This is a genomic window from Mesorhizobium sp. M0408 (genome assembly GCF_040321495.1).
Lineage (GTDB): Bacteria > Pseudomonadota > Alphaproteobacteria > Rhizobiales > Rhizobiaceae > Mesorhizobium.
The window spans coordinates 95,216-117,553 of record NZ_JAMYRO010000018.1 but is presented as its reverse complement, the minus strand read 5'-3'; the positions used below and the strand labels follow the sequence as shown (position 1 = coordinate 117,553).

The following is a 22,338-nucleotide window of genomic DNA, read 5'->3' as shown; positions in this document are numbered from 1 at the left end:
GTCTCGATGGCGGGTCCGGGCGACAACACGCGAAACAAATCCAAGACCGGCGCTGAGAACGACAGCTTCAAGCGCGCCGTCACCGTCTGCATGCGCGCCATTGCCGGCGACAAGGATCTTGAGGTCGGCTTCGCCAAGGACCGGCCGGCACTGGCCGGCAGCCGCGCCCGGCTGCCGGAATTGCCGAAGAAGGCATCGAAGGCGGATATCGCCATCACCCGCGGGCTCGGCGATTCCATGGCGCTGAAGCGCGCCTGCCACGATGCGCGCATCCACACCAGGCTGGCGCCGGAAGGCAAGCAGGCCCGCGCCATCTATGACGCGGTCGAGCAGGCCCGGGTGGAGGCGATCGGCAGCCGCGCCATGCAGGGCGTCGCCGACAATATCGGCTCGATGCTGGAGGACAAATACGCCAGGGCCAACCTCGTCGACGTCAAGGACAAGGCCGACGCGCCGATCGAGGAAGCGCTGGCGCTGATGGTGCGCGAAAAGCTGACCGGCCGCGCTGTGCCGAAAAGCGGCGAACGGCTGGTCGATCTCTGGCGGCCCTGGGTCGAGGAAAAGGCCAGCGCCGACCTCGACGGGCTGTCGGCAAAGCTCGATGACCAGCAGGCGTTCGCCCGCGTGGTGCGCGAGATGCTCGCCTCCATGGAAATGGCCGAGGAGCTCGGCGACGAACAGGAGACGGAAGACTCCGAGGACAACGACGAAAACCAGCCGCAAGGCGAGGAGCAGAGCGAGGAGGGCGGCGAAGACGATTCGGGCTCCGAGCAGTCGCAGTCCGAGGATACAGAGGCATCGTCGGACGACGAGCAATCGGCCGAGACAGAGGCCTCCGACGCCACCGCCGAGGATCTCTCCGACGATGACGACGCCGATGCGGAGACGCCCGGCGAGGCGCGCCGCAACGACAATCCCTTCACCAATCTGCCGAAAGAGATCGACTACAAGGTCTTCACCACGGCCTTCGACGAGACCGTAGGTGCGGAGGAACTGTGCGAGGAGGAGGAGCTCGACCGGCTGCGCGCCTTCCTCGACAAGCAGCTCGCCAACCTTTCCGGCGTCGTCGGGCGGCTGGCCAACCGGCTGCAGCGCCGCCTGATGGCGCAGCAGAACCGCTCCTGGGATTTCGACCTCGAAGAAGGCTATCTCGATCCGGCACGGCTGGTGCGCGTCGTCATCGACCCGATGCAGCCTTTGTCCTTCAAGCAGGAGCGCGATACCAAATTCCGCGACACGGTGGTGTCGCTGGTGCTCGACAATTCGGGTTCGATGCGCGGCCGGCCGATCACAGTCGCCGCCACCTGCGCCGACATCCTGGCGCGCACGCTGGAACGCTGCGGCGTCTCGGTCGAAATCCTCGGCTTCACCACCCGCGCCTGGAAGGGCGGGCAGGCGCGCGAGAAATGGCTGAAGGAAGGCAAGCCGCCGAACCCCGGCCGGCTCAACGATCTGCGCCACATCATCTACAAATCCGCCGACCATCCGTGGCGGCGGGCGCGCCGCAACCTCGGCCTGATGATGCGCGAGGGCCTGCTCAAGGAAAACATCGATGGCGAGGCGCTGCTGTGGGCGCACAACCGGCTGATCGCGCGGCCGGAGCAGCGCAAGATCCTGATGATGATCTCGGACGGCGCGCCGGTCGACGATTCGACGCTGTCGGTCAATCCGGGCAATTATCTCGAGCGGCATCTGCGCGCCATCATCGAGCTCATCGAGACGCGCTCGCCGGTCGAGCTTTTGGCCATCGGCATCGGCCACGACGTCACCCGCTACTATCGCCGCGCCGTCACCATCGTCGATGCCGAAGAACTGGCCGGCGCCATGACCGAGCAGCTGGCCTCGCTGTTCGCCGAGGAAACCGTGCGCGACACGCGGCGCGGCGGCATGCGGCGCGCCGGATGATTTTTTCCCGCGGCGGCTTTTGGCAGAAGCTTTTGGCCGCCATCGCGTTGTTCGGCATCACTTTGGCCCCGGCTGTCGCTGCCGGGCCGGCCTCGGTCGAGCCGGCCGAAATCTCGGCCCGGCCCATAACCCAGTTTCGCATCGGCAATGACGAAAAACAGTTCGGGCCGCTCGAATTCGTCGGCGGGCTCGAAATGACCTCGTCGACGCGCGATTTCGGCGCGCTGTCGGCGCTTCGTTTCCTCAAGCCAGGCAGCGATTTCATCGGCGTCGCCGACACCGGCTTCTGGTTCTTCGGCACCCTCGTCCACGATGCCGACAAGCGGCCTTCCGGCATCCAGAATTTTCGCATGCAGCAGATGGTCGATGCGGCCGGCCAGCCGATCGACGAGAAATGGGCGGTCGATGCCGAAGGCCTCGCGGTCAAGGACGGCATTGCCACGGTCGGTTTCGAGCGCGATCACCGTATCGCCGAGTTCAAGATCGATCCGGACGACATGAAGGCGCCGTTCAGGCAATTGGACTTCCTGATCCCGGCCTGGGAACTCCGCCGCAATCGCGGCTTCGAGACGGTCACCCGCGCCCATCCTTACGGGCAGCACGCGGGCGGGCTGGTCGTGGTGTCGGAAAAGAGCCTCGACAAGACCGGCAACATCTTTGCCGCGATCATCGAAGGGCCGCGCAAGGGCGTCTTCACCATCAAGCGCAATGGCGATTTCGACATCACCGACGGCGCCTTCCTGCCGGACGGCGACCTGTTGCTTCTGGAGCGCAGTTTTTCGATGGCCGGCGGCGTCAAGATGCGGCTGCGGCGCATATATGGCGAAAGCGTCGAGAAGGGCGCCGTCGCCGACGGGCCGGTGCTGCTCGAAGCCGACATGGGCTACCAGATCGACAACATGGAAGCGCTCGACGTCTGGACCCGCGACGATGGCGCGCTGATCGTGTCGCTGATGTCCGACGACAACCACTCGATCCTGCAGCGCAATCTTTACCTGGAATTTGTGCTGCACGAGGATTGACGCGCGACCGGCCTGCTGGCTGACAGCATCGCTGGCGTTTCCGCGCCGTTTTGCAACGCAGGCAATTTCCCTTGCAATTTCCCCTGGCAATGACCCGCGTCGCGGGTTTTCCAGCCGGCTCTCACCATCAGCAAAAATACTTTAGCCGTGACTTGACAATTTGTGTCATCGGCGAAATACTCAAGTCCATGCTTAAGTATTCCGAGATCGACAGCATCCTGCGGGCTCTTGCCGAGCCGACGCGCCGGGCAATCCTGGAAAGGCTGAGCCGCGGGCCGGCCACCGTCAGCCAGTTGGCGGAGCCGTTCGGCATGACCTTCGCCGCCGTGCTCCAGCACCTCCAGGCGCTGGAAGCGTGCGGGCTGATCCGCAGCGAAAAAATCGGACGCGTGCGCACCTGCCGGATCGAGCCCGGCGGGCTAGCCCCGCTCGCCGACTGGATCGCCGCGCGCCGCACGCCGGCCGAACGCCAGCTCGACCGTCTCGGCCAGATCCTGGCGGAGACTGACCAATCGAAAGCAACAATCCACGAGCAGGAAAAGGACGAAAAGAAATGAACCAGATTGCCCCTGTTAACGACGAGCACTCCGTCATCCATTCGACCTTCACGATCGAGCGGACCTACCCGCAATCGCCCGAACGCGTCTTCCTCGCCTTTGCCGACAAGGCGACGGTGCGGCGCTGGCGCGTCGAAGGTGACGGCTTCACCATCGCCGAGTTCACCTTCGATTTCCGTGTCGGCGGCGGCGAGGTTTCGCGGTTCAGCTACCAGGGCGGCCCGGAGATCAGGCTCGATGCGCAGTTCCAGGACATCGTCCCTGACCGGCGCATCGTATTTTCATACCGGATGGCGGTCGGGGCGCAGCCGCTGTCGGCGTCGCTCACCACGGTCGAGCTTGCACCTTCCGGCGAGGGCACCCGCCTGACCTATACCGAACAGGGTGCGTTCTTCGATGGCGTCGATTCAGAGCAAGGGCGCGAGGAGGGCACACGCGGGCTGCTGCAGGCGCTCGCCGCCGAGCTTCAGAAGGCGAAGTAGAGGTTCGTGGGCGTACCGGGCGGCGTCCAACAAGGCCCGCCCGGATTGCGAGGTGGCCTATTGCCCCTTGCTCGCGAGCCAGACGATGTGACGGGCGCCGCGCTTGCCGTGAGCCCGCACCTTGACCTCCTCGACCGTGAAGCCGGCCTGCTTGAGCCTTCGGGTGAAACCTGTGTCAGGGCCCTGCGACCAGACCGCCAGCACACCGCCGGGCTTGAGAGCTGCTCTCGCGCTGATCAGGCCGGCTGCGCTGTAGAGCGCATCGTTGGCCTTGTAGACGATGCCCTCGGGGCCGTTGTCGACGTCGAGCAGGATCGCGTCCCAGGCCGAAGCTTGCGATCGGATGAGCTGACCGACATCGGCCTCGCGAATGCCGACACGTCGGTCGTCAAGGCAACCGTCGAAAACTTCGGCCATCGGGCCGCGCGCCCACGCCACGACCGCCGGCACCAATTCGGCAACGGTGACCTGCGCATCGTCGCCGAGCTCGGCCAGCGCCGCGCGCAAGGTAAAGCCCATGCCGAGGCCGCCGATCAGGATGTTTGGGGTCCGGCGCCCGGCAATCCTTTGGCAGGACAGTTTCGCAAGCGCCTCTTCGGAACCGCTGAGCCGGCTGTTCATCAGCTCGTTCGCGCCAAGCATGATCGAGAATTCGCCGCCGCGCCGCTTCAGGCGGAGTTCCTGTCCGCCGTCAGGCGTTTTTGCCGAGTCAAGCTGGACCCAAGGGATCAAGGCTAGGCCGCCAGTGCCGGCTGGCTCCAGCGGGCGGCAAGCAGCCGGTAGGGGATCAGCGCCACCACCGCTATGACCAGCTTGACGCTGAGATCGCCGAGCGCCCAGGAGACCCAGCGCATCGTCTCGACCGGCAGCACGCCCATCAGCGGTGCGGTTTCCAGCGCAAAGCCGTCGTTCGGCCCGGCGAAGGCGAAAGCCGCCGCGAAGGCGACGGTGAAAAACACCACCGTATCGAAAACGGAGCCGACCAGCGTGCCGACGATCGGCGCGCGCCACCAGCTCTGCCGGCGCAGCCGGTTGAACACGGTGACGTCGAGCAACTGAGCGGTGAGGAAGGCGGCACCCGACGCCGCGGCAATACGCACCAGCCGGTCGGCGGCGGTCTCGAATTCGATCAGGCCGTGGCGAAACAGCAGCGGCGGGATGACGATCGAGCAGACCACCGCTGTCATGAAGCCGACAAAGACGATCCTGCGCGCCACCGCCGGGCCGTAGCGGCGGTTGGCGAGATCGGTGACCAGGAAGGAGAACGGATAGGTAAAGGCGCCCCAGGTCAGGATGTCGGCCAGCGACAGCCCGCCGATTGCGCCTTGCATCGGGAACTGCACGAGGATGTTCGAGGCCACGACGACGAGCGCCATGGCGGCCACGAAGGGCAGGTACCGCGAGAGGAAAATCATTTTTTTATCCTGGGTAATGGAACCAGCGGAACGCGATCCGGAGTTCGGACCACGCCCTTGAAGGCGGCTGCCGCCGAAAAACTCAGGCGGCCGGCTGTTCGGCGAGCTTCTTGGCGATCTGCTTCTTCAACAGGCGGGCGCGCTGCGACAATTCCTTGGCATCGGCCTTGGCCAGGAAGGCATCGAGGCCGCCGCGATGCTCGACCGAACGCAGCGCGTTGGCCGAAATGCGCAGGCGCACATTCTGGTTCAGCGCTTCCGAGATCAGCGTCACATTGACGAGATTGGGCAGGAAGCGACGCTTGGTCTTGTTGTTGGCGTGGCTCACATTGTTGCCGGACATGACTGCCTTGGCAGTGAGTTCGCAGGTGCGGGACATGGTTCTAACCTTCGGTTCTCGGTCCTGGCCAAACATTCGACCCGCGCCGGGTGGCGCGCGGTTTCGGTCAGGCGGCCTCATGGAAAAAGTTGGCGTTCCATAGTTGCATTTCGCCGAGGCGTCAAGCTTGGGGTTGCTTCGGGGATGGGGAATCGCACTTTCGGAGTAGGTGTCGTCGGTGAAGTTGCTGATCGCCCCCTCAGGAGGAGATGTTGCTGTCCCGCGGATCTCTCAAGACCTGGGTTCCTCGCCCACCGCGAAGCGGGGGAGAGGTGGCCCCGCCGCCGCCGGCGGGGGGGCGTTTGGGTGAGGGGGGTTAACCCGCTCCCGGGGCGCGGGGGGCCGGCCCCCCCACCCCCCCCGGCGGGGGGGGGGTGTGGGGGCCGCCTCGCGGCCGGAGAGGGGCCTTTTCGTAGAGCGCGGTTCCCCCTCTCCGTCTCGGCTTCGCCGAGCCACCTCTCCCCAACTTTCGTGGGGCGAGGAACGCAAGCTGGAGTGAAGCCGCAACCCTTTCCCTCTGCCGGGCCGAGGCAGATCGGCAAATTCGTCGAGGGCGCCACATTTTGTTCTTGCTTTGTGCCGGCAGCTATGCTACTAATTTCGGTATGGTGCTAATTGGCTCCAACGACCCGCCCGCCGAGGCGGGTTTTTTATTTTGGCCGTCAACCAGCCCCACCGTTGCCTGCCGACGGCGCCTTTCACATTAAGGCCGGAATTCAGCCTATAAGCGGTCGCACAGGGACATGCCAGACCGGAGCCGCCCGTCCGGTCGACAATCAAGGACCCGCCATGCCTCGTTCTTTCCTCCATGCCCTGGTCGTGCTGATGGCCGTCGCGCTGTCGACGACGGTTTCGGCCGCTGAGCCGCAATCCTTCACGGGCGAATATTCGGTGTCGTTCCTCGGCCTCTCCGTGGCCAAGGCGAAATTCTCCAGCCATTACGAGGGCGACACCTATTCGATCGAGGGCAGCGTTTCCGCCGCCGGGCTCGCCACTTTGTTCGACGATACCCGAGGCACGATCTCGTCGAAGGGCAAGATTTCGGGCAAGCAGTTGCAGCCGCAAGCGTTCCACGCCGACTACACGTCCGGCAAGAAGGCATCGATGATCGACATCCAGTTTGCCAACGGCGTCGTCACCTCGACCAAGGTCGTGCCTGAGCCGAAGAAGCGCAATCCCGAGAATTGGATACCGCTGGTCGGCAGCCATCTCGTATCGGTCCTCGATCCGATGGCCGCCACCGTCATCCATGCCGAAAGCCTCGACCAGGTCTGCGGGCGCACGGTGAAGCTCTATGACGGCGAAATGCGTGCCGATCTCAAACTGACCTACGAGTCCAAAGGGTCGATCTCGGTGGCCGGCTACAAGGGCGATACGGTCACCTGCAGGCTGGGCTTCGAGCCGGTGGCCGGCTACCGCAAGAACCGCAAGGTGCTGAATTACCTGAAGAAACGCAGCCGCATCATGGTGACGTTTGCACCGGTCGGCCAAAGCGGCGTATATGCGCCGATCCGCGCCACGGTCAGCACGCAAATCGGCCCGTTGACGATCAGCGCGGAGCGGTTCGAAGCAAACGAATAGGCGTGATGGTGCGCCGCCAACGATGGGCAGGGGGCGACGGTATGGCGCGCGCAACACTGATCGGCTTCTCCGCGGTCGCCATGTGGGCGCTGCTGGCGCTGCTTACGGATGCTTCGGGCGCCGTGCCGCCGTTCCTGCTTTCGGCAATCACCTTTACGATCGGCACTTGCGTCGGGCTGGTTGCCCGGCTGTTCATGCCGGCAGCCGATGGCGCCGCGAAGATACCGCGCCAGGTTTGGGTGATCGGCATTGCCGGCCTGTTCGGCTACCACTTCTTCTATTTCACCGCGCTGCGCAATGCGCCGGCCGTCGAGGCCAGCCTGATCGCCTATCTGTGGCCGCTGCTGATCGTGCTGGGGTCGGCGCTGATGCCGGGCGAGCGGCTGGCCTGGAACCACGTCGCCGGCGCGCTGCTCGGCCTTGCCGGCACGGTCCTGATCGTCACCAAGGGCGGCGGGCTTGCCTTCGATGCGCGTTATGCCTTCGGCTACGCCATGGCCGGCGCCTGCGCGGTGTTGTGGTCGTCCTATTCGCTGTTGTCGCGGCGCTTCCCGTCGGTGCCGACCAGCATCGTCACCTGGTTCTGCGCCGCCACCGCGGCACTTTCGCTCATCTGCCATCTATTGCTGGAAGAAACGGTGCTGCCCAACGGCGCCGGCCAGTGGCTGGCCGTGCTCGGCCTTGGTCTGATGCCGGTGGGGGCGGCGTTCTATGCCTGGGACATCGGCGTCAAGCGCGGCAACATCCAGGTGCTGGGGGCGGCGAGCTATGCCGCGCCGCTGCTGTCGACGCTGGTGCTGATATCAGCCGGCTTCGCCGAGCCGTCATGGCGCATCCTCGCCGCTTGCGTGCTGATCACCGGCGGCGCGGCACTGGCGGCGAAATCGCTGTTCCTGCGCAAGAGGGCCACGAGCGAGGCAAACGCATGATGCCGTTTCCCGGCGGCATCGATGCCAATGCCAATGCGACGCTGCTGTTTTCGCTGGCGGCGGCGGTGATTTACGCGTTCAGCCTTGGCATGCCGCCGCGCCTTTCGCGGTCGGCGGCAAGGACATTGGCGGTGGCGATGCTGGCGGTGCTGGTCGCGCAGCAGGGCGGCCCATGGCTGCTCGTCGCCGCGCTCGGCGCCAGTGCCATCGGCGACGCCTTCCTGTCGCGCGACGGCGAGAAGGCATTTCTTGGCGGCACGGCCAGTTTTCTTGCCGCGCACGTGCTTTACGTCGTGCTGTTCCTGCGTGCCGGCGGCGGCCTCGGGCTGCTTTCGGCCGAGCCGTGGCGGGCAGCGATCGTGCTGGCGATGATCGTGTCGGCGCTGGCGATGCTTTTCGCGCTCTGGCGCCGCATCGGCCCGGCCTTGCGTTTGCCGATTGGCATCCATGCCGCGGCGCTGCTTGGCATGGGCATTGCGGCGCTCACCCTGAACAGCGTCGGGGTCGTCGGCGGCGTCGTCCTGCTCATCCTGTCCGACGGGCTGCACGCCGTGGAAAAGTTCCTGCTGCCCGCCATCTCGCCGCACCGCATTTGGGTGCGCCATGCGGTCTGGGCGCTGTATTACGTCGGCCAGCTGGCGATCACGCTGGGTTTCCTGCTGGGCTAGGTGCCTAGGGCGTGCCCGGCAGCCAGCCTGGTTCGGCGAGTTCGAAGGCGGAGAAATCGAAACCCGGCGCCACGGTGCAGCCGACCAGGGTCCATTCGCCGAGGCTGCGTGCCGACTGCCACCAGCCTGCCGGCACGACGATCTGCGGCCGCTCGCCCGCGGCAAGCGCCGTACCGAGGATCTCCTCGATGACGGGACCGCCTTCCCGATGTATCGACAGCGCCAGCGGCGCACCGTCATAGAAATGCCAGACCTCGGCCGCGTCCTTGACCCGGTGCCAGGCCGACAATTGGTCCTTCTCGAGGAGGAAATAGATCGCCGTCGAATGGCCGCGCGTGCCTGCCGCGCCGTCGCGAAAGGTCTCGGCATACCAGCCGCCTTCCGGATGCGGCTTCAGGCCGAGCAGGGCGATGATTTCGGCGGAACTGGTCACGACCCTAGCTCCTGGTGCCGCTCAGAAATTGTCCTTGCGCTTGCGGATCTCGGCGAACACTTCGGCGTCGGAGGCCTTCTCCAGGCCGAGATGCCTGCGGATCGCCGGATCGTGCCAGCGCAGGAACGGATTGGTCGACAGTTCCTCGCCGATGGTCGTCGGCAGCGTCGGTTTGCCGTCGGCGCGCAGCGCCTCGACCTTGGCGGCGCGCTCTTTCAGCGCCGAATTGGTCGGGTCGACGGTGAGCGCGAAACGGGCATTGGCCAGCGTATACTCATGGCCGCAATAGATAACCGTCTCGGCCGGCAGCGCCGCGAGCTTCTTCAGGGATTCGTACATCACCGGCGGCTTGCATTCGAGCAGCCGCCCACAGCCGAGCGCAAACAGCGTGTCGGCGGCGAAAGCCACTTTCGACGCCGGCAGATGATAGGTGACATGGCCGGCGGTATGGCCGGGTGTGGCGATGACCTCGATCCGCTCGTCGCCGAGATGGACGACCGAGCCTTGCTCGACAGTTTCGTCGATGCCGGGAATCTTTGCCTTTTCGGCTTCCGGCCCGACAATGCGCAGCTTGAAACGCTCCTTCAGCGCCAGATTGGCCTCGACGTGGTCGAGATGGTGGTGAGTGGTCAGGATCATCGTCGGGGTCCAGCCGGTGCGCTTGATCGCCGCCAGGATGGGCGCCTCCTCGGGCGCATCGATGAGCGCCGTCTGACCGCTTTTCGGGTCATGCACCAGCACGCCGAAATTGTCGCTGCGGCACATGAATTGTTCGATCTCGACCGGCATCGCATCTCTCCCTTTATTGCCGCAGACATAGGGCGCCTGCCAGCCGATGTCATCTGCCTTTGTTGAACTTGGACTGCTTCGAAGCTACCGTTCCGCGCATGCATTCAGACATTGTCGATCTCCGTTCGTTTTATTCGACCACGCTCGGCCGCCTGGCCGAACGCTCGATCACCATGGCGCTGTCCTCGATATGGGCCGTCGTGCCCAACGAGCGGCTGGTCGGCCTCGGCTACACCTTGCCGTGGCTGGAGCGCTTCGGCAGCGATGCCGAGCGCGTCTTTGCCTTCATGCCGGCGACGCAGGGCGCGGTGGTCTGGCCGGCGACCGGGCCGACGGCGACCGCGCTGGTCTTCGACGAGGAACTGCCGCTGGTTGATTCCTGCATCGACCGCATGCTCCTCGTCCATTCGCTCGAACATGTCGAGAACCCACGCGAGACGCTGAACGAGATCTGGCGGGTGCTGTCGCCGGCGGGCCGTGTCGTCATCGTCGTGCCCAACCGGCGCGGTGTCTGGGCACGCTTCGAGCATACGCCTTTCGGCAATGGCCGGCCGTTCTCGCGCGGCCAGCTGACCGAATTGCTGCGCGAAGCGAATTTCACGCCGGCGGCGTGGTCCGATGCGCTGTTCTTCCCGCCGTCGCCGCGACGTTTCATGATGCAGTTCCATAATGTGCTGGAACGCGCCGGCCGGCGCTTCTGGCCGATCTTCTCCGGCGTTATCGTCGTCGAGGCGCAGAAGCGGCTCTATCAAGGCGTGCCGGTTGCCCAGCGCGCGTCCCGCCGCGTCTTCGTGCCGGTTCTCTCGCCGCATGGCGCGCCGACGCTTGGCCGGGCTGTCGCGGGCCGAACACCCGGCACCGCCAGGATGACGCGTTCGTGATCCGAGACGTGCTTTTTCACGCCTATCTGACGATATCAGGTTTGCTGTCCGATTGAAGGCCGTGCGGCCGATCCCTATGACCGGTTTGGCATTGCTCCGAATGCAAGGATTTAACCGATGGATGATCGTCCGGATGTCGAGGCCAGCGCCCAGAAGCTTGCCACGTCGATCGAAGCCAGCAGCCTGCGTGAGCAGCTGGCAACAATCAAGATAGCGCTGACCACCTCGCCGGTGCGAAAACAATTGCTTTGGGCATCGATCGGCATCGTCGCCGTCATCGTGGCGAGCTCGATCGGGCAGGTTCTGCTCAATCGCTGGAACCAGCCTTTCTACGACGCGCTGGCGCGGCGCGACATGCCGGCTTTCCTGCATCAGCTTCTGGTCTTTGCCGGCATCGCCGGCGGGCTTGTGGTGCTCAATGTCGGCCAGACCTGGCTCGACCAGATGCTCCGCCTGAAGCTGCGCGAGGCGCTGACGCTCGACCTGATCGACGAATGGATGCGGCCGGCGCGTGCCTTCCGGCTGACCCATGCCGGCGCCATCGGCGTCAATCCCGACCAGCGCCTGCAGCAGGATGCCGGGCATCTCTCCGATCTTTCCACCGGTCTTGGCATCGGCCTGCTGCAGTCCTGCATCCTGCTTGCCTCGTTCGTTGGGGTCCTGTGGTCGCTGTCTTCCGGCTTCGTCTTCCACATAGGCGGCCATTCGCTGGCCATACCCGGCTACATGGTCTGGGCGGCGATCCTTTATGCTGGCACCGCCTCCTGGTTGAGCTGGCTGGTCGGGCGACCGTTGATCCGCTTCAACAACGATCGCTATACGCGTGAGGCGGAACTGCGCTCCTCGGTGGTTCGCGTCAACGAGAATGTCGATGCCATCGCGCTGGCGCATGGCGAGGCCGATGCCAGGCGCCGGCTCGAATTCGATCTCGGCATGGTGCTGGGCGCCATGCGGCGCATCTACAGCGCCCAGATCAATCTTTCCTGGGTTACCGACACCTATGGCTGGATCACTGTCGTCGCACCGATCCTGGTCGCCTCACCGGTCTATTTCGCCGGCGATATCAGCTTTGGCGGCCTGATGATGGCCGTCGGCGCTTTCAACCAGGTCCATTCGTCGCTGCGCTGGTTCATCAACAATATCGGCGGCATCGCCGATTGGCGCGCTACGCTGATGCGGGTCGCCGACTTTCGCATCGCGCTTGGCGACACCGACGCGCTGCACCATACGGAAAGGCGCATTTCGTTCGGCGAAAACCCGGACGGCAGCCTGACCTTCGAGAAACTCGAGGTCGCCTCGCCGGAGGGATGCACCAAGCTTGCCGAGCCGCATGTCGAAATCCGCGCCGGCGACCGGGTCATGATCACCGGAGATCCGGGCGCCGGCAAGACGCTGTTCTTCCGGGCCATTGCCGGTCTGTGGCCATGGGGCAGCGGACGGATCGGCATGCCGGCCGGAGAAGCGCCGATCTTTGTTCCGCGTACCCCCTATTTCCCGCTCGGCAAGCTGCGCGAGGTGCTCAACCATTCAGACGGCGCGGCGGAGGCGAGCGATGCCGAGATCTCGGAGGTGCTGGCCGATGTCGGGCTGCAACGCCTGTCGTCCTCGCTCGATCGCTCGGCGCGCTGGGAGCGTGAGCTCAGCGACGACGAGCAGCGTCTGCTGGCCTTTGCCAGGCTGGCCTTGCGACGGCCGAAATGGGTGATCATCGACGAGGCGCTGGACGCGTTCGACGGCCCAACGCTGAGGCAAGTGCTGTCGATGCTGGAGAAGCGCCTTCCCGACGCCGCGATCCTCAATATCGGCCGCGGCCAGCACAATGCCCGCTTCTTCCGGCGGGCGTTGACCATCGTCAAGGATGCCGGCCAGCCGCCACTCAAGCCGGCCCGTATCAGGGCAGGTGCCATCGAACCGCCCCCGGTTGTCGTTTCGGCTGGCCGAAAGAAATAGAAGGCAAGCTTTATTTCGCCGCGATCGCGGCGAAAAACTGTCGCGATCGTTTCAGATGGGAACGTTCCGATCGGCCATGCTTGACGCTCTCGCCCTGCTCGCCTGCCTTGCCTGCACCCCGGCGGCACCTGCGGCCGCACCGGCCAATGCAATTGCCGTCGATGTCGAGCTGGTGCTGGCCGTCGACATCTCGCAGTCGATGGATGAAAGGGAGTTTGCCCTGCAGCGCGCCGGCTATGTCGCGGCGCTGCGCCACCCCGACTTCATCAACGCCGTGCGTGCCGGCACCTTCGGCCGCATCGCCATCGCCTATTTCGAATGGGCCGGCACCATCCGCGACGATGCGGTCATTGCCTGGCAGGTCGTCGACAGCAAGGAGAGCGCCAACGCTTTCGCCGACAAGATCGCGGCCCGCCCGTTCAGGAGCTTTCGCGGCACCTCGATTTCCGGTGCTGTGGCTTTCGGTGCCGAGCTTTTCAACGGCACGGCCTTCACCGGCAAACGCCGCGTCATCGACGTCTCGGGGGACGGCCCAAACAACACCGGCTTGCCGGTCACAACGGCACGCGATGCGGCGCTGGCGAAGGGCATCGTCATCAACGGGCTGCCGATCCTGATCAGCCCGTCACCCACCTTCAGCCATCTCGACCGGTACTATGCCGAATGCGTCACCGGCGGGCCGGGCTCGTTCGTGCTGCCGATCTATGCTGCTTCCGAATTCGCCACCGCCACTCGCCGCAAACTGATCCTCGAGGTCAGCGGCATCGAGTATCCCAAGGTGGATCCGAGGACGATCCGCATCGACGCACCGATCGACTGCCTGCAAGGCGAGCGCGACCGAAGGTTTTTCTCGGACCCATATTTCCCGGAACTCGACCGATAAGGCTGGCCCAGGGGTAAGCTAAGCTGGTGGCAGGCCGAAGGCCGGGAACAGAGATGGCCCGAGCGGCCCTATGAAGATCGTCAAGGAAGCGATCCCGCCCTCGGCTGCGTCGAACACATGCAGGGAATGGGCCCGCCATTCAGGGCCGTCGTGGCTGCGGGAATAAACCCCGACCGCCGGCTGGGCATTGGCACGGGTGGCCAGCGTGCGAAAGCCGCCAAACCTCGGCCAGACGGTCTCGAAGAAACCGCGGATCGCTTCGCGGCCTTGATACCATTCACGCCAAGGCGGCATGGTATAGATGGCGTCCTCACGCAGCAGCTCGATCAAGCTGTCGAGATTGGCGGCCTGCCAAGCCTGCATGTAGCGTTCGAGCAGCAGGCCTTCTTCGGGGCTGGGCCGTGATCGGCTGGCCGGCCGTCCCTGAGGATAGCGCGCTGCAAGGGTTGCGCGGGCGCGCTGCAACGCGCTGTTGATCGAAGCCGTCGATCCGCCCAGCAAACGCGCCGTCTCGACGGCCGACCATCCGAGGACGTCGGCAAGCAGCAGCGCGGCGCGCTGCCTGGGCGGCAGATCCTGGATCGCCGCGACGAAGGCGAGCTGGACGGCCTCGCGGCTCTCGTAACGGGCTTCCGGACCTGGCTCGCTGCCGGCAATGTCTGGAAGCTCGGCGTCGGGGTAGGGCTCCAGCCAGGCGATGTCGGCTACCGGCCCGCCTATGGCCGCCCCGTGCGAGGGCGGCCGTCCGGGTTCCCGGAGAATGCGACGCGCCCTCGACCTCGCCTTGATGGCGTTGAGGCAAGCGTTGGTGGCGATCATGTAGAGCCAACCGCGAACCGAACCTCGCCCGTCGAACTCTGATCTTGCGCGCCAGGCGCGAAGCAACGTGTCCTGGACGAGGTCGTCGGCCTCGTGCAGCGAACCCATCATGCGATAACAATGCAGCTTGAGCTCGCGGCGATGCGCGGCCGTGACCCTCTCGAAGGCCAGCCGATCGAGGATCGGCTGGCGTGATGGTTCCAGAGGTGGTTGAGCGTCTGTCATGTGGCTTGTGCGGTTACGAGCGAGCGTTGCATTACGCGCCCCTCAGGCGGCCGGGGCAAGCCCGCTGCCGCTCACCATGAAGGAACTGCCTTGCGGCTGGCCGGTGGCGAGTGCGACCACCGCCCGTCCGACATCGGCCGGCGTTTGCATGTCGGTCATGGCGGCGATGAAGTCCGCCGGCTGGATGCCCATATAGGCCGCTATGCTGTCGACGCCGGCCTTGCCCACGCCGGTTTCCGGCATGATGCGCATCGGCGCGAGCGCCATGAAGCGCAGGCCGAGGCCAAGCCGGTCGGCCTCCTTCTGGCTATGACCGGCCAGGAACATCTGCATGCGTTTTGCGCCGGCATAGCCGCCGGCGTTCGGTGGTCCGCCGGTCAAGGCCGCGCCGCTGGAGATCAGAACGATCCGGGTCCCCGGCTTGAGCGGACGCCGCAGAGCGGCCCGGCAAAACAGGAACGACGCCTTGACGTCCGTGTCCCAATTTGCCGAGAACGCCTTCCAGTTCTGTTCATGCACCGGCGCAGAAGGCGCCAGCGCACCTGCGCAGATCACCAGCACGTCCGGCTCAAGCGCGGCGAAGACCTTATCCGGGGCGGAGTCCACCGTAGCATCGACCGCGAGCGTCTTCACGCCCGAGACCTCCCAGGCAAATTGCGCCAGGGCCTGTTTTCCGCGGGCAACGGCCAGCACCGTCGCTTTCTCCTTGAGAGCCGCCTCCGCGATCGAGCGGCCGACACCACGGCTGCCTCCGACGACGACGACATTCTGATTTTGCAACGATCCCATGGATCACCTCTCGTTCCCGGCCGCCGGACCATCCAGGCGCGCTCATCGATAAGGACAGCGCAGGTGGGTGGAAATCATCGGTGCCAGGCGGAAATATCTTTCAGGTGACGGCAGCCGCGCTTCGTTTTTGTATTCAGTGTCATTACCTCTGGGGTAATCGACCAGCGCATTACGTCTCGGCAAACTGCTCCCATCAAGCCGGTTGTCCGGCCTTCGACCACAAGGAGATACGCCACGACCGCCTATGCCGTCGCCCATATGCGCCAGGTCACGCCGGGGCCGCAGATCGTCGAGTACCTGCACAAGATCGATGAAACGCTGGAACCGTTTGGCGGCCGCTTCGTGGTGCACGGAGGCGAGGTGGAAGTCGTTGAAAACACCTGGCCGGGCCACCTCGTCATGATCGAATTTCCAGACATGCAGCAGGCGCGCGCATGGTACCGCTCGCGCGCCTATCAGGAGATCTTGCCGCTGCGCACCGAGAATTCTCAGTCCGACGTGGTCCTGGTCGATGGCGTTGCGCATCCGCACAAGGCCACCGACGTTCTCGAATAAGGGGACGATCTGCGACGATTGGCTCTTATCGTTTCAGCAGAAACACCGCCTGCTGGCCGAAAAAATTCCAGAACCACCACGGCATCGAGAAGCCGATCCGCTGGCCATTGGCGTCGAGCGCGGTCGCCTTTTCCACCGTCGCGCCAAGCTCGTCGCACAGATTGACGAAATCGCGAATGGTGCAGAAATGGATGTTGGGGGTGTCATACCAGGAATAGGGCAGGTCCCTGGTCACCGGCATGCGGCCGTTGAAGAGCAACGAAAAGCGCACCCGCCAGTGGCCGAAATTCGGGAATGAGACGATGGCGCGGTTGCCGATCCGGAGCAGTTCGTCGAGCACCAGCTTCGGATTGCGTGTCGCCTGCAAGGTCTGCGACAAGACGACGAAGTCGAAGCCCTTGTCGGGATAGAATTGGAGATCCTTGTCGGCATCGCCCTGGATGACCGACAGGCCACGCGCCACGCATTCGTTGACGCCGCGCTGCGACAGCTCCAGGCCGCGGCCATCGACCTTCTTGGTCGCCTGCAGCAATTCGAGCAGCAGGCCGTCGCCGGAACCGACATCCAGCACCCGCGACTGCGGCGGGATGAGATCGGCGACGACTTCGAGGTCGACGCGCTGGGCGCGGTTGACGCTCATGCGTTCGCCTCTTGCCTGGCGCATGATCCTGATCCGAAAAGTCTGCAACTTTTCGGGGTCATGCGCTGATGCCTGGCGCATGGTCCTGATCCGAAAAGCCGGCAACTTTTCGGGGTCATGCGCCGAGCCCTCTCGCCCGAGCGGCCGAGGCGATGAAGCCTTTGATGGCGGCGAACAGTTCGGGCTCGTCGAGCAGAAAGGCGTCGTGGCCGCGGTCGGTCTCGATTTCGACGAACGATACCGAGGCGCCGGCCGCGTTCAGCGCGTGCACGACCGAGCGGCTCTCTTCGGTCGGGAACAGCCAGTCGCTGGTGAACGAAACCAGGCAGAAGCGCGTCTTGGTGCTGGCGAAGGCATCGGCCAGCCGGCCGCCATGGTCGGCGGCGAGATCGAAATAGTCCATCGCCCGGGTCATGTAGAGATAGGAGTTGGCATCGAAGCGATCGACGAAGGTCATGCCCTGATGGCGCAGATAGCTCTCGATCTGGAAGTCGGCATCGAAACCGAAGGTCAGCGCTTCGCGGTCCTGCAGGTTGCGGCCGAACTTGCGATGCAGCGCTGCTTCCGACAGATAGGTGATGTGGGCGGCCATGCGCGCCACCGCCAGCCCCTTTTCCGGCCGCTTGCCATGCTCGAAATATTTGCCGCCGTGCCAATCGGGGTCGGCCATCACCGCCTGCCTGCCGACCTCGTGGAAGGCGATGTTCTGCGAAGAATGGCGGGCGCCGGTCGCGATCGGCAGCGCCGAGAAGACGCGCTCGGGATAGCTGGAGGCCCATTGCAGCACCTGCATGCCGCCCATCGAGCCGCCAAGCACGCTGAACAACTGTTCGATGCCGAAATGCTCGACCAGCATCAACTGCGCCCGCACCATGTCGCGGATGGTGATGATCGGCAGGTCGAGCCCGTAAGGCTTGGCTGTGGCGGGATTTGTCGAGGCGGGGCCGGTGGAGCCGAGGCAGCCGCCGATGACGTTTGACGAGATGACGAAGAAACGGTCGGTGTCGATGATCTTGCCGGGGCCGATCAGCACTTCCCACCAGCCCGGCTTGCCGGTCACGGGATTGGTGTTGGCGACGTGCTGGTCGCCGGTCAGCGCATGGCAGACGAGGATGGCGTTGGAGCGCGCGTCGTTGAGCGTGCCATAGGTCTGGTAGGCGATCTGGAACGGCGACAGCAGCGTGCCGGCGTCGAGCTTGAGCGGCTTGTCGGCGCCGAAACGCAACACCGGGCTCGACGGCTGGTCGGCCTCGTTGTTGGTTTTTCGAGCGCGCAAAGCGACCATTACATCTCCTTGCCCGGCCTTCCGTTGTCCGCCGGTCTGGGCAACAGCCAGTCAGGGCAACAAAAAACCGGCCATGCCTTCGCAAAGCCGGTTACAAGATGCAAACGGCCCTTTAGCAAGTTGTTTAACGTGGCTGCAAGCCGACCGGCCAAATCACCACGGAACTGTTGCTGCTCTTCTAGGACCGACGCATGGCTTCGTCAACGGCAAGTTCTTGATCCCGAATTGCCGCCCCTCGACATTCCGAGCCACGGCTTGTATTTCCGCTGCGGCCTCCGGATGGAGGCACTCTCGACGGATTTCATGAAATGAGCCAGACACCGGATCAGACACGTCCAAGGCCCCGCGCCGGCATCATGGACATCGAAGCCTATGTGCCCGGCAAGAGCGCGGCGCCTGAAGGTGTCGCCAAGGTCCATAAATTGTCGGCGAACGAGAACCCGCTCGGTCCTTCGCCAAAGGCGATAGAGGCCGCGCGCGCGGTCGCCGACAAGCTCGCGGTCTATCCCGACGGCAGCGCCAGGCGCCTGAGGGAAGCGATCGCCGAGGTGCACGGGCTCAACCCGGCGAACATCGTCTGCTCCAACGGCTCCGACGAGATTCTGGGCCTGCTGGCGCAGACCTATCTCGCACCCGGCGACGAAGCCATCATCACCGAACACGGCTTCATGGTCTACAAGATCTACATACAGTCGGCCGGTGCCGTCCCGGTAACGGTCAAGGAGACCGATGAACGCGCCGACATCGATGCGATCCTCGCCGCGGTGACGCCGGCTACCCGGATCATCTTCCTTGCCAATCCAAACAATCCAACCGGCACCTACGTGCCGTTCCAGGAGGTGCGCCGCCTGCATGCCGGCCTGCCGCGAAACGTGCTTCTGGTGCTGGATGCAGCTTACGCCGAATATGTCCGGCGAAACGATTATGAAGCCGGCGTCGAGTTGGTGGGCAGCGCGGAAAACGTGGTCATGACCCGCACTTTCTCCAAATTGGGCCTGGGCGGGGCGCGGATCGGCTGGATGTATGCGCCAATGCACGTCATCGACGCGATCAACCGCGTGCGCGGGCCTTTCAACGTCAATGCGACGGCGATCGAGGCCGGCATCGCGGCGATCCACGACCGCGCCCATATCCAACGCAGCGTCGCGCACAACGAGACCTGGCTAGCCTGGCTGAGCGAGCAACTAAGCGGGCTCGGGCTGCGGGTGACGCCGAGCGTCGGCAATTTCATCCTCATCCACTTTCCCGAGGACAAAAAGCATTCGGCGGCGGCCGCCGACGACTACCTCAGTGCGCGCGGCTACATATTGCGGCGCGTTTCCGGCTACGGTTTTCCGAACGCGCTGCGCATGAGCATCGGCACCGAAGAGGCCAATCGCGGCGTTGTCGCAGCACTCGCGACATTCCTGAAAAGCTAGAACACCATGACCTCACCGATGTTCGAAAAGATCGCGCTGGTCGGCATCGGCCTGATCGGCTCGTCGCTGGCCCGCGTCATCCGCCGCGAGGGACTCGCCGGCCAAGTCGCGATTTCGACGCGCAGCGACGCGACGCTGGCACGCGCGAGCCAACTCGGCCTTGGCGACACCTATACGACGGATGCGAAAGAGGCGGTTCGCGATGCTGATCTGGTTATCGTTTCGGTGCCGGTCGGCTCTTCAGGCACGGTCGCCGCAGAGATCGCGCCGGCGCTGAAGAAGGGCGCCATCCTCACCGATGTCGGCTCGACCAAGGCGTCGGTGATCGCGCAGATGCAGCCGCACGTGCCTGATGGCGTGCTCTTCATCCCCGGCCATCCTTTGGCCGGCACCGAAAAATCGGGACCGGACGCCGGTTTTGCCGAACTGTTCGAGAACCGCTGGTGCATTTTCACGCCGCTGCCCGGCACCGATCCCGCAGCACTGGAAAAGCTCTCGGAATTCTGGCGCTGCTGCGGCTCCAACATCGACACGATGGACCCGCAGCATCACGACATGACGCTGGCCATCGTTTCGCACCTGCCGCATATCATCGCTTACAATATCGTCGGTACCGCCGACGATCTGGAGTCGGTGACCAAGTCCGAGGTCATCAAATACTCGGCTTCCGGCTTTCGCGACTTCACCCGTCTCGCGGCGTCCGACCCGACCATGTGGCGCGACGTCTGCCTGCACAACAAGGACGCCATTCTCGAAATGCTGGCGCGGTTTTCCGAGGATCTGTCCTCGCTGCAGCGGGCGATCCGCTGGGGCGACGGCGAAAAACTGTTCGACCTGTTCACCCGCACCCGCGCCGTCCGCCGCTCGATCATCGAGGCCGGCCAGGATATCGACATACCGGATTTCGGCCGCCAGGCAGTCGAACACCCGCCGAAGGGATAAGCCGCGGCAGGCCGATCGCAGGCCGGCCCGGGTTAGAGCGGTTCATCGTTTCACAGACACGCCGAACCGCTCTATCTCTTTGTTTTTGCGCAATTCCGGACGGAAAACCGTTTCACACTTTTCCTGGAATTGCTCTAGTCGAGCGGCTTGATCTTGCCGAGCGGGATGAAGCCGAGCGAGGCCTTGCCCCTGACGATCTTGAGCGGCATCGACGGCTGGTTGCCGAGCAGCGCCAGTCCGGCAAAGCCGGTCTGGATCTCTTTCTTCTGCTCGGGGATGGCGGTGGCGAGGATCGCCGCCACGGCCTTTGGATCATTGAGCCTGATCGTCAGGTCGGCATTTATGAGACCGTCGTCATCGACCGACAGCGGTCCGGAAACGGTGATGCGCGCAGTTCCGGACGACAGATCGAGCTCGTGGATTTCGGCCGCCTTGCCGCGCAGGCTCTTCGGATTTGCCTTGATCAGCGTGACGCCGTTCTTCAGCGTCACGTCGCCGCTGCCGTCGAGCGGCGGCAAGACGCGGCCGCCGATGGCCGCCGCGTCGATTTCAAGATCGGTGAAATTGCCGGCATAGTCGATGTCCGGGCCGTTTGGGCGCAATTGCCCGGTGGCGGTTCCGGCGCTGAACAGCGAGACGGGATCGGTGTCGTCTGCCGGATCGGTCTGGCCGGACAGGCCTTCTGCCTGCAGCGAGAGGCGCCTCGGCAGCGGCCAGGACAGCTTCATGTCGGCCCGCAGATCATCCCAGTCGATCCAGAGCGGGGTCATGCCGGGAACTGAGGTCCTGAGCGGCCCCCTGAGCTCGGCGGCAGGCGACAGAAGCCGGGTGATCTGCGTGGCGGCGTTGATCTTGCCTGTCGATGCCGCGACGTTGCGGCTGTCGTCCTCGTAAGCCAGGCTGTCGCAGGAAACGGTGAAGCTGAAGGGATAGCCGCTGACCGCGAGATTGGCGCAGTCGGCCTTGATGCCTTTGTCGTCGAGATCGGCGACCGCCTTTTTGGTTGCGCTCTCGACCAGGTCCGCCAGGTAGAACCAGCCCGCGCTGTAGATGCCGAACAGCACGAGAATGAAAGCGGCAAGCCACAACAGGCGGCGACGTTGGCTGGGCGGCGGGCGCTCGTCACTTGACGTCATGCTGCGGCTTTCGTTAACGCGGGGTGGCACGGGTGGGCTGTCGCTTGCGGCACCAACAGGTAGACGGACTGAAACACCACCGGTGAGGTAGTCGTCACAATCAGGCTTGGCGATATGGGCGATTTTTGGGTTTTTGGCTACGGCTCACTGATCTGGCGACCGGGATTCGCACATGTCGAGACGCGGCGCGCCCGCCTGCATGGCTACCGCCGTTCGCTGTGCGTCTATTCTTTCGTGCATCGCGGCACGCGCGAACGGCCGGGCCTGGTGCTCGGCCTTGACCGCGGAGGCTCCTGCATCGGGCTGGCGTTCCGGGTTCCAGGCGAGCTGCGCAACGAGGTCATTACCTATCTGCGCGAACGCGAGCTGGTCACCAACGTCTATCTCGAACGTGTGCTCAGCGTTCGCCTCGACAAGGGTGAAACGGATGGGGGCAAGACGGTCGACGCCGTCGCCTATGTCGTGGACCGCAGCCATGAGCAATATGCCGGTGCGCTCGACCCGGCCGAGGCGGCGGCCGTCGTTCGCGGCGCCGTCGGCCAGTCGGGGAGGAATGAGGATTACGTGCTCAGCACGCTGGAGCACCTCGAAGCACTGGGTATAAGCGACCACTGGCTGGAAGACGTGACGAGACGGATCGCGACGTAGCGCCTTT

General features: G+C 64.6%; 24 protein-coding genes and 1 riboswitch. Of the genes, 14 read left to right on the top strand and 10 right to left on the bottom strand.

What is annotated here, in order from left to right:
- Positions 1 to 6: 6 nt before the first annotated feature.
- The 4 genes from cobT to NKI67_RS21565 all read left to right on the top strand — a co-directional run bounded on the left by cobT (position 7) and on the right by NKI67_RS21565 (position 3,966).
- The gene (gene cobT, locus NKI67_RS21580; RefSeq protein WP_352646694.1) at positions 7 to 1,905 is read left to right on the top strand and encodes a cobaltochelatase subunit CobT; all 1,899 of its coding nucleotides are present in this window, start codon (positions 7 to 9) and stop codon (positions 1,903 to 1,905) included.
- Positions 1,902 to 2,927, top strand: coding sequence for an esterase-like activity of phytase family protein (locus NKI67_RS21575; protein WP_352570587.1), 1,026 nt, complete (start codon positions 1,902 to 1,904; stop codon positions 2,925 to 2,927). Before cobT ends, NKI67_RS21575 begins: the two co-directional genes overlap by 4 nt.
- Positions 2,928 to 3,115: 188 nt before the next feature.
- Positions 3,116 to 3,484 (top strand): ArsR/SmtB family transcription factor, encoded by a 369-nt coding sequence (locus NKI67_RS21570; protein ID WP_352646719.1) that lies wholly within the window; start codon positions 3,116 to 3,118, stop codon positions 3,482 to 3,484.
- A complete protein-coding gene (locus NKI67_RS21565) occupies positions 3,481 to 3,966 on the top strand; it encodes an SRPBCC family protein (protein ID WP_352646692.1) in 486 nt (161 codons plus the stop codon). The genes NKI67_RS21570 and NKI67_RS21565 overlap by 4 nt, the downstream gene beginning before the upstream one ends.
- A gap of 57 nt (positions 3,967 to 4,023) precedes the next feature.
- Here the strand turns inward: NKI67_RS21565 and NKI67_RS21560 are convergent, their stop codons facing one another.
- The 3 genes from NKI67_RS21560 to rpmB all read right to left on the bottom strand — a co-directional run bounded on the left by NKI67_RS21560 (position 4,024) and on the right by rpmB (position 5,760).
- Complete coding sequence (locus NKI67_RS21560; RefSeq protein WP_352646690.1) at positions 4,024 to 4,698, bottom strand: spermidine synthase; 675 nt, start codon at positions 4,696 to 4,698, stop codon at positions 4,024 to 4,026.
- A 2-nt stretch (positions 4,699 to 4,700) separates the two neighbouring features.
- A complete protein-coding gene (locus NKI67_RS21555; RefSeq protein ID WP_352646688.1) occupies positions 4,701 to 5,381 on the bottom strand; it encodes a queuosine precursor transporter in 681 nt (226 codons plus the stop codon).
- A gap of 82 nt (positions 5,382 to 5,463) precedes the next feature.
- Positions 5,464 to 5,760, bottom strand: coding sequence for a 50S ribosomal protein L28 (gene rpmB / locus NKI67_RS21550; RefSeq protein WP_006328411.1), 297 nt, complete (start codon positions 5,758 to 5,760; stop codon positions 5,464 to 5,466).
- Positions 5,761 to 6,549: 789 nt separating this feature from the next.
- On the opposite strand from rpmB, the gene NKI67_RS21545 reads away from it, so the two are divergent.
- From NKI67_RS21545 to NKI67_RS21535, 3 genes are read left to right on the top strand one after another with little or no spacing between them, the layout of a single operon-like run.
- On the top strand, positions 6,550 to 7,341 hold the full coding sequence (locus tag NKI67_RS21545; protein ID WP_352646687.1) for a DUF3108 domain-containing protein: 792 nt from the start codon (positions 6,550 to 6,552) through the stop codon (positions 7,339 to 7,341).
- A gap of 41 nt (positions 7,342 to 7,382) precedes the next feature.
- Entirely contained in the window at positions 7,383 to 8,270 is an 888-nt protein-coding gene (gene yddG, locus NKI67_RS21540) for an aromatic amino acid exporter YddG (RefSeq protein WP_352646686.1), read from the top strand.
- Positions 8,267 to 8,938, top strand: a complete 672-nt coding sequence (locus NKI67_RS21535) for a lysoplasmalogenase family protein (RefSeq protein ID WP_352646684.1) — start codon at positions 8,267 to 8,269, stop codon at positions 8,936 to 8,938. The genes yddG and NKI67_RS21535 overlap by 4 nt, the downstream gene beginning before the upstream one ends.
- A 4-nt stretch (positions 8,939 to 8,942) precedes the next feature.
- Here the strand turns inward: NKI67_RS21535 and NKI67_RS21530 are convergent, their stop codons facing one another.
- Together NKI67_RS21530 and gloB are read right to left on the bottom strand one after the other, a co-directional pair.
- Positions 8,943 to 9,371 (bottom strand): cupin domain-containing protein, encoded by a 429-nt coding sequence (locus NKI67_RS21530; RefSeq protein WP_352591166.1) that lies wholly within the window; start codon positions 9,369 to 9,371, stop codon positions 8,943 to 8,945.
- A gap of 21 nt (positions 9,372 to 9,392) precedes the next feature.
- On the bottom strand, positions 9,393 to 10,160 hold the full coding sequence (gene gloB, locus NKI67_RS21525) for a hydroxyacylglutathione hydrolase (protein WP_352451211.1): 768 nt from the start codon (positions 10,158 to 10,160) through the stop codon (positions 9,393 to 9,395).
- A 98-nt stretch (positions 10,161 to 10,258) separates the two neighbouring features.
- Between gloB and NKI67_RS21520 the strand changes: the two genes are divergently transcribed.
- The 3 genes from NKI67_RS21520 to NKI67_RS21510 all read left to right on the top strand — a co-directional run bounded on the left by NKI67_RS21520 (position 10,259) and on the right by NKI67_RS21510 (position 13,874).
- A complete protein-coding gene (locus NKI67_RS21520; protein WP_352646682.1) occupies positions 10,259 to 11,041 on the top strand; it encodes a class I SAM-dependent methyltransferase in 783 nt (260 codons plus the stop codon).
- 117 nt (positions 11,042 to 11,158) lie between these two features.
- A complete protein-coding gene (locus NKI67_RS21515) occupies positions 11,159 to 12,991 on the top strand; it encodes an ABC transporter ATP-binding protein/permease (protein ID WP_352646680.1) in 1,833 nt (610 codons plus the stop codon).
- 76 nt (positions 12,992 to 13,067) lie between these two features.
- Positions 13,068 to 13,874, top strand: a complete 807-nt coding sequence (locus NKI67_RS21510; RefSeq protein ID WP_023677905.1) for a DUF1194 domain-containing protein — start codon at positions 13,068 to 13,070, stop codon at positions 13,872 to 13,874.
- An 18-nt stretch (positions 13,875 to 13,892) separates the two neighbouring features.
- Here the strand turns inward: NKI67_RS21510 and NKI67_RS21505 are convergent, their stop codons facing one another.
- Together NKI67_RS21505 and NKI67_RS21500 are read right to left on the bottom strand one after the other, a co-directional pair.
- Positions 13,893 to 14,918 (bottom strand): RNA polymerase subunit sigma-70, encoded by a 1,026-nt coding sequence (locus NKI67_RS21505; RefSeq protein ID WP_352577240.1) that lies wholly within the window; start codon positions 14,916 to 14,918, stop codon positions 13,893 to 13,895.
- A 42-nt stretch (positions 14,919 to 14,960) separates the two neighbouring features.
- Positions 14,961 to 15,707, bottom strand: coding sequence for an SDR family NAD(P)-dependent oxidoreductase (locus NKI67_RS21500; RefSeq protein WP_352452472.1), 747 nt, complete (start codon positions 15,705 to 15,707; stop codon positions 14,961 to 14,963).
- Between the two features lie 192 nt (positions 15,708 to 15,899).
- Between NKI67_RS21500 and NKI67_RS21495 the strand changes: the two genes are divergently transcribed.
- Entirely contained in the window at positions 15,900 to 16,262 is a 363-nt protein-coding gene (locus NKI67_RS21495; protein WP_352646717.1) for a DUF1330 domain-containing protein, read from the top strand.
- Between the two features lie 25 nt (positions 16,263 to 16,287).
- Here NKI67_RS21495 and metW read toward each other — a convergent pair whose 3' ends face one another.
- Both metW and metX read right to left on the bottom strand, forming a co-directional pair.
- Positions 16,288 to 16,902 carry a methionine biosynthesis protein MetW gene (gene metW / locus NKI67_RS21490; RefSeq protein ID WP_023677909.1) on the bottom strand — a complete coding sequence of 205 codons (615 nt, stop codon included), beginning with the start codon at positions 16,900 to 16,902 and terminating at the stop codon, positions 16,288 to 16,290.
- Between the two features lie 115 nt (positions 16,903 to 17,017).
- Positions 17,018 to 18,187, bottom strand: coding sequence for a homoserine O-acetyltransferase MetX (gene metX, locus NKI67_RS21485; RefSeq protein ID WP_023677910.1), 1,170 nt, complete (start codon positions 18,185 to 18,187; stop codon positions 17,018 to 17,020).
- Between the two features lie 92 nt (positions 18,188 to 18,279).
- A riboswitch (SAM riboswitch) is annotated at positions 18,280 to 18,357 on the bottom strand.
- A 138-nt stretch (positions 18,358 to 18,495) separates the two neighbouring features.
- Between metX and hisC the strand changes: the two genes are divergently transcribed.
- Together hisC and NKI67_RS21475 are read left to right on the top strand one after the other, a co-directional pair.
- Positions 18,496 to 19,605 carry a histidinol-phosphate transaminase gene (gene hisC, locus NKI67_RS21480; RefSeq protein ID WP_023677911.1) on the top strand — a complete coding sequence of 370 codons (1,110 nt, stop codon included), beginning with the start codon at positions 18,496 to 18,498 and terminating at the stop codon, positions 19,603 to 19,605.
- Between the two features lie 6 nt (positions 19,606 to 19,611).
- Complete coding sequence (locus NKI67_RS21475) at positions 19,612 to 20,547, top strand: prephenate/arogenate dehydrogenase family protein (protein WP_352646677.1); 936 nt, start codon at positions 19,612 to 19,614, stop codon at positions 20,545 to 20,547.
- A gap of 134 nt (positions 20,548 to 20,681) precedes the next feature.
- Here NKI67_RS21475 and NKI67_RS21470 read toward each other — a convergent pair whose 3' ends face one another.
- On the bottom strand, positions 20,682 to 21,683 hold the full coding sequence (locus tag NKI67_RS21470) for a DUF2125 domain-containing protein (protein ID WP_352621622.1): 1,002 nt from the start codon (positions 21,681 to 21,683) through the stop codon (positions 20,682 to 20,684).
- A gap of 114 nt (positions 21,684 to 21,797) precedes the next feature.
- Here NKI67_RS21470 and NKI67_RS21465 point away from each other — a divergent pair, with 114 nt between their 5' ends.
- A complete protein-coding gene (locus NKI67_RS21465; protein WP_352616048.1) occupies positions 21,798 to 22,331 on the top strand; it encodes a gamma-glutamylcyclotransferase in 534 nt (177 codons plus the stop codon).
- Positions 22,332 to 22,338 lie beyond the last annotated feature (7 nt).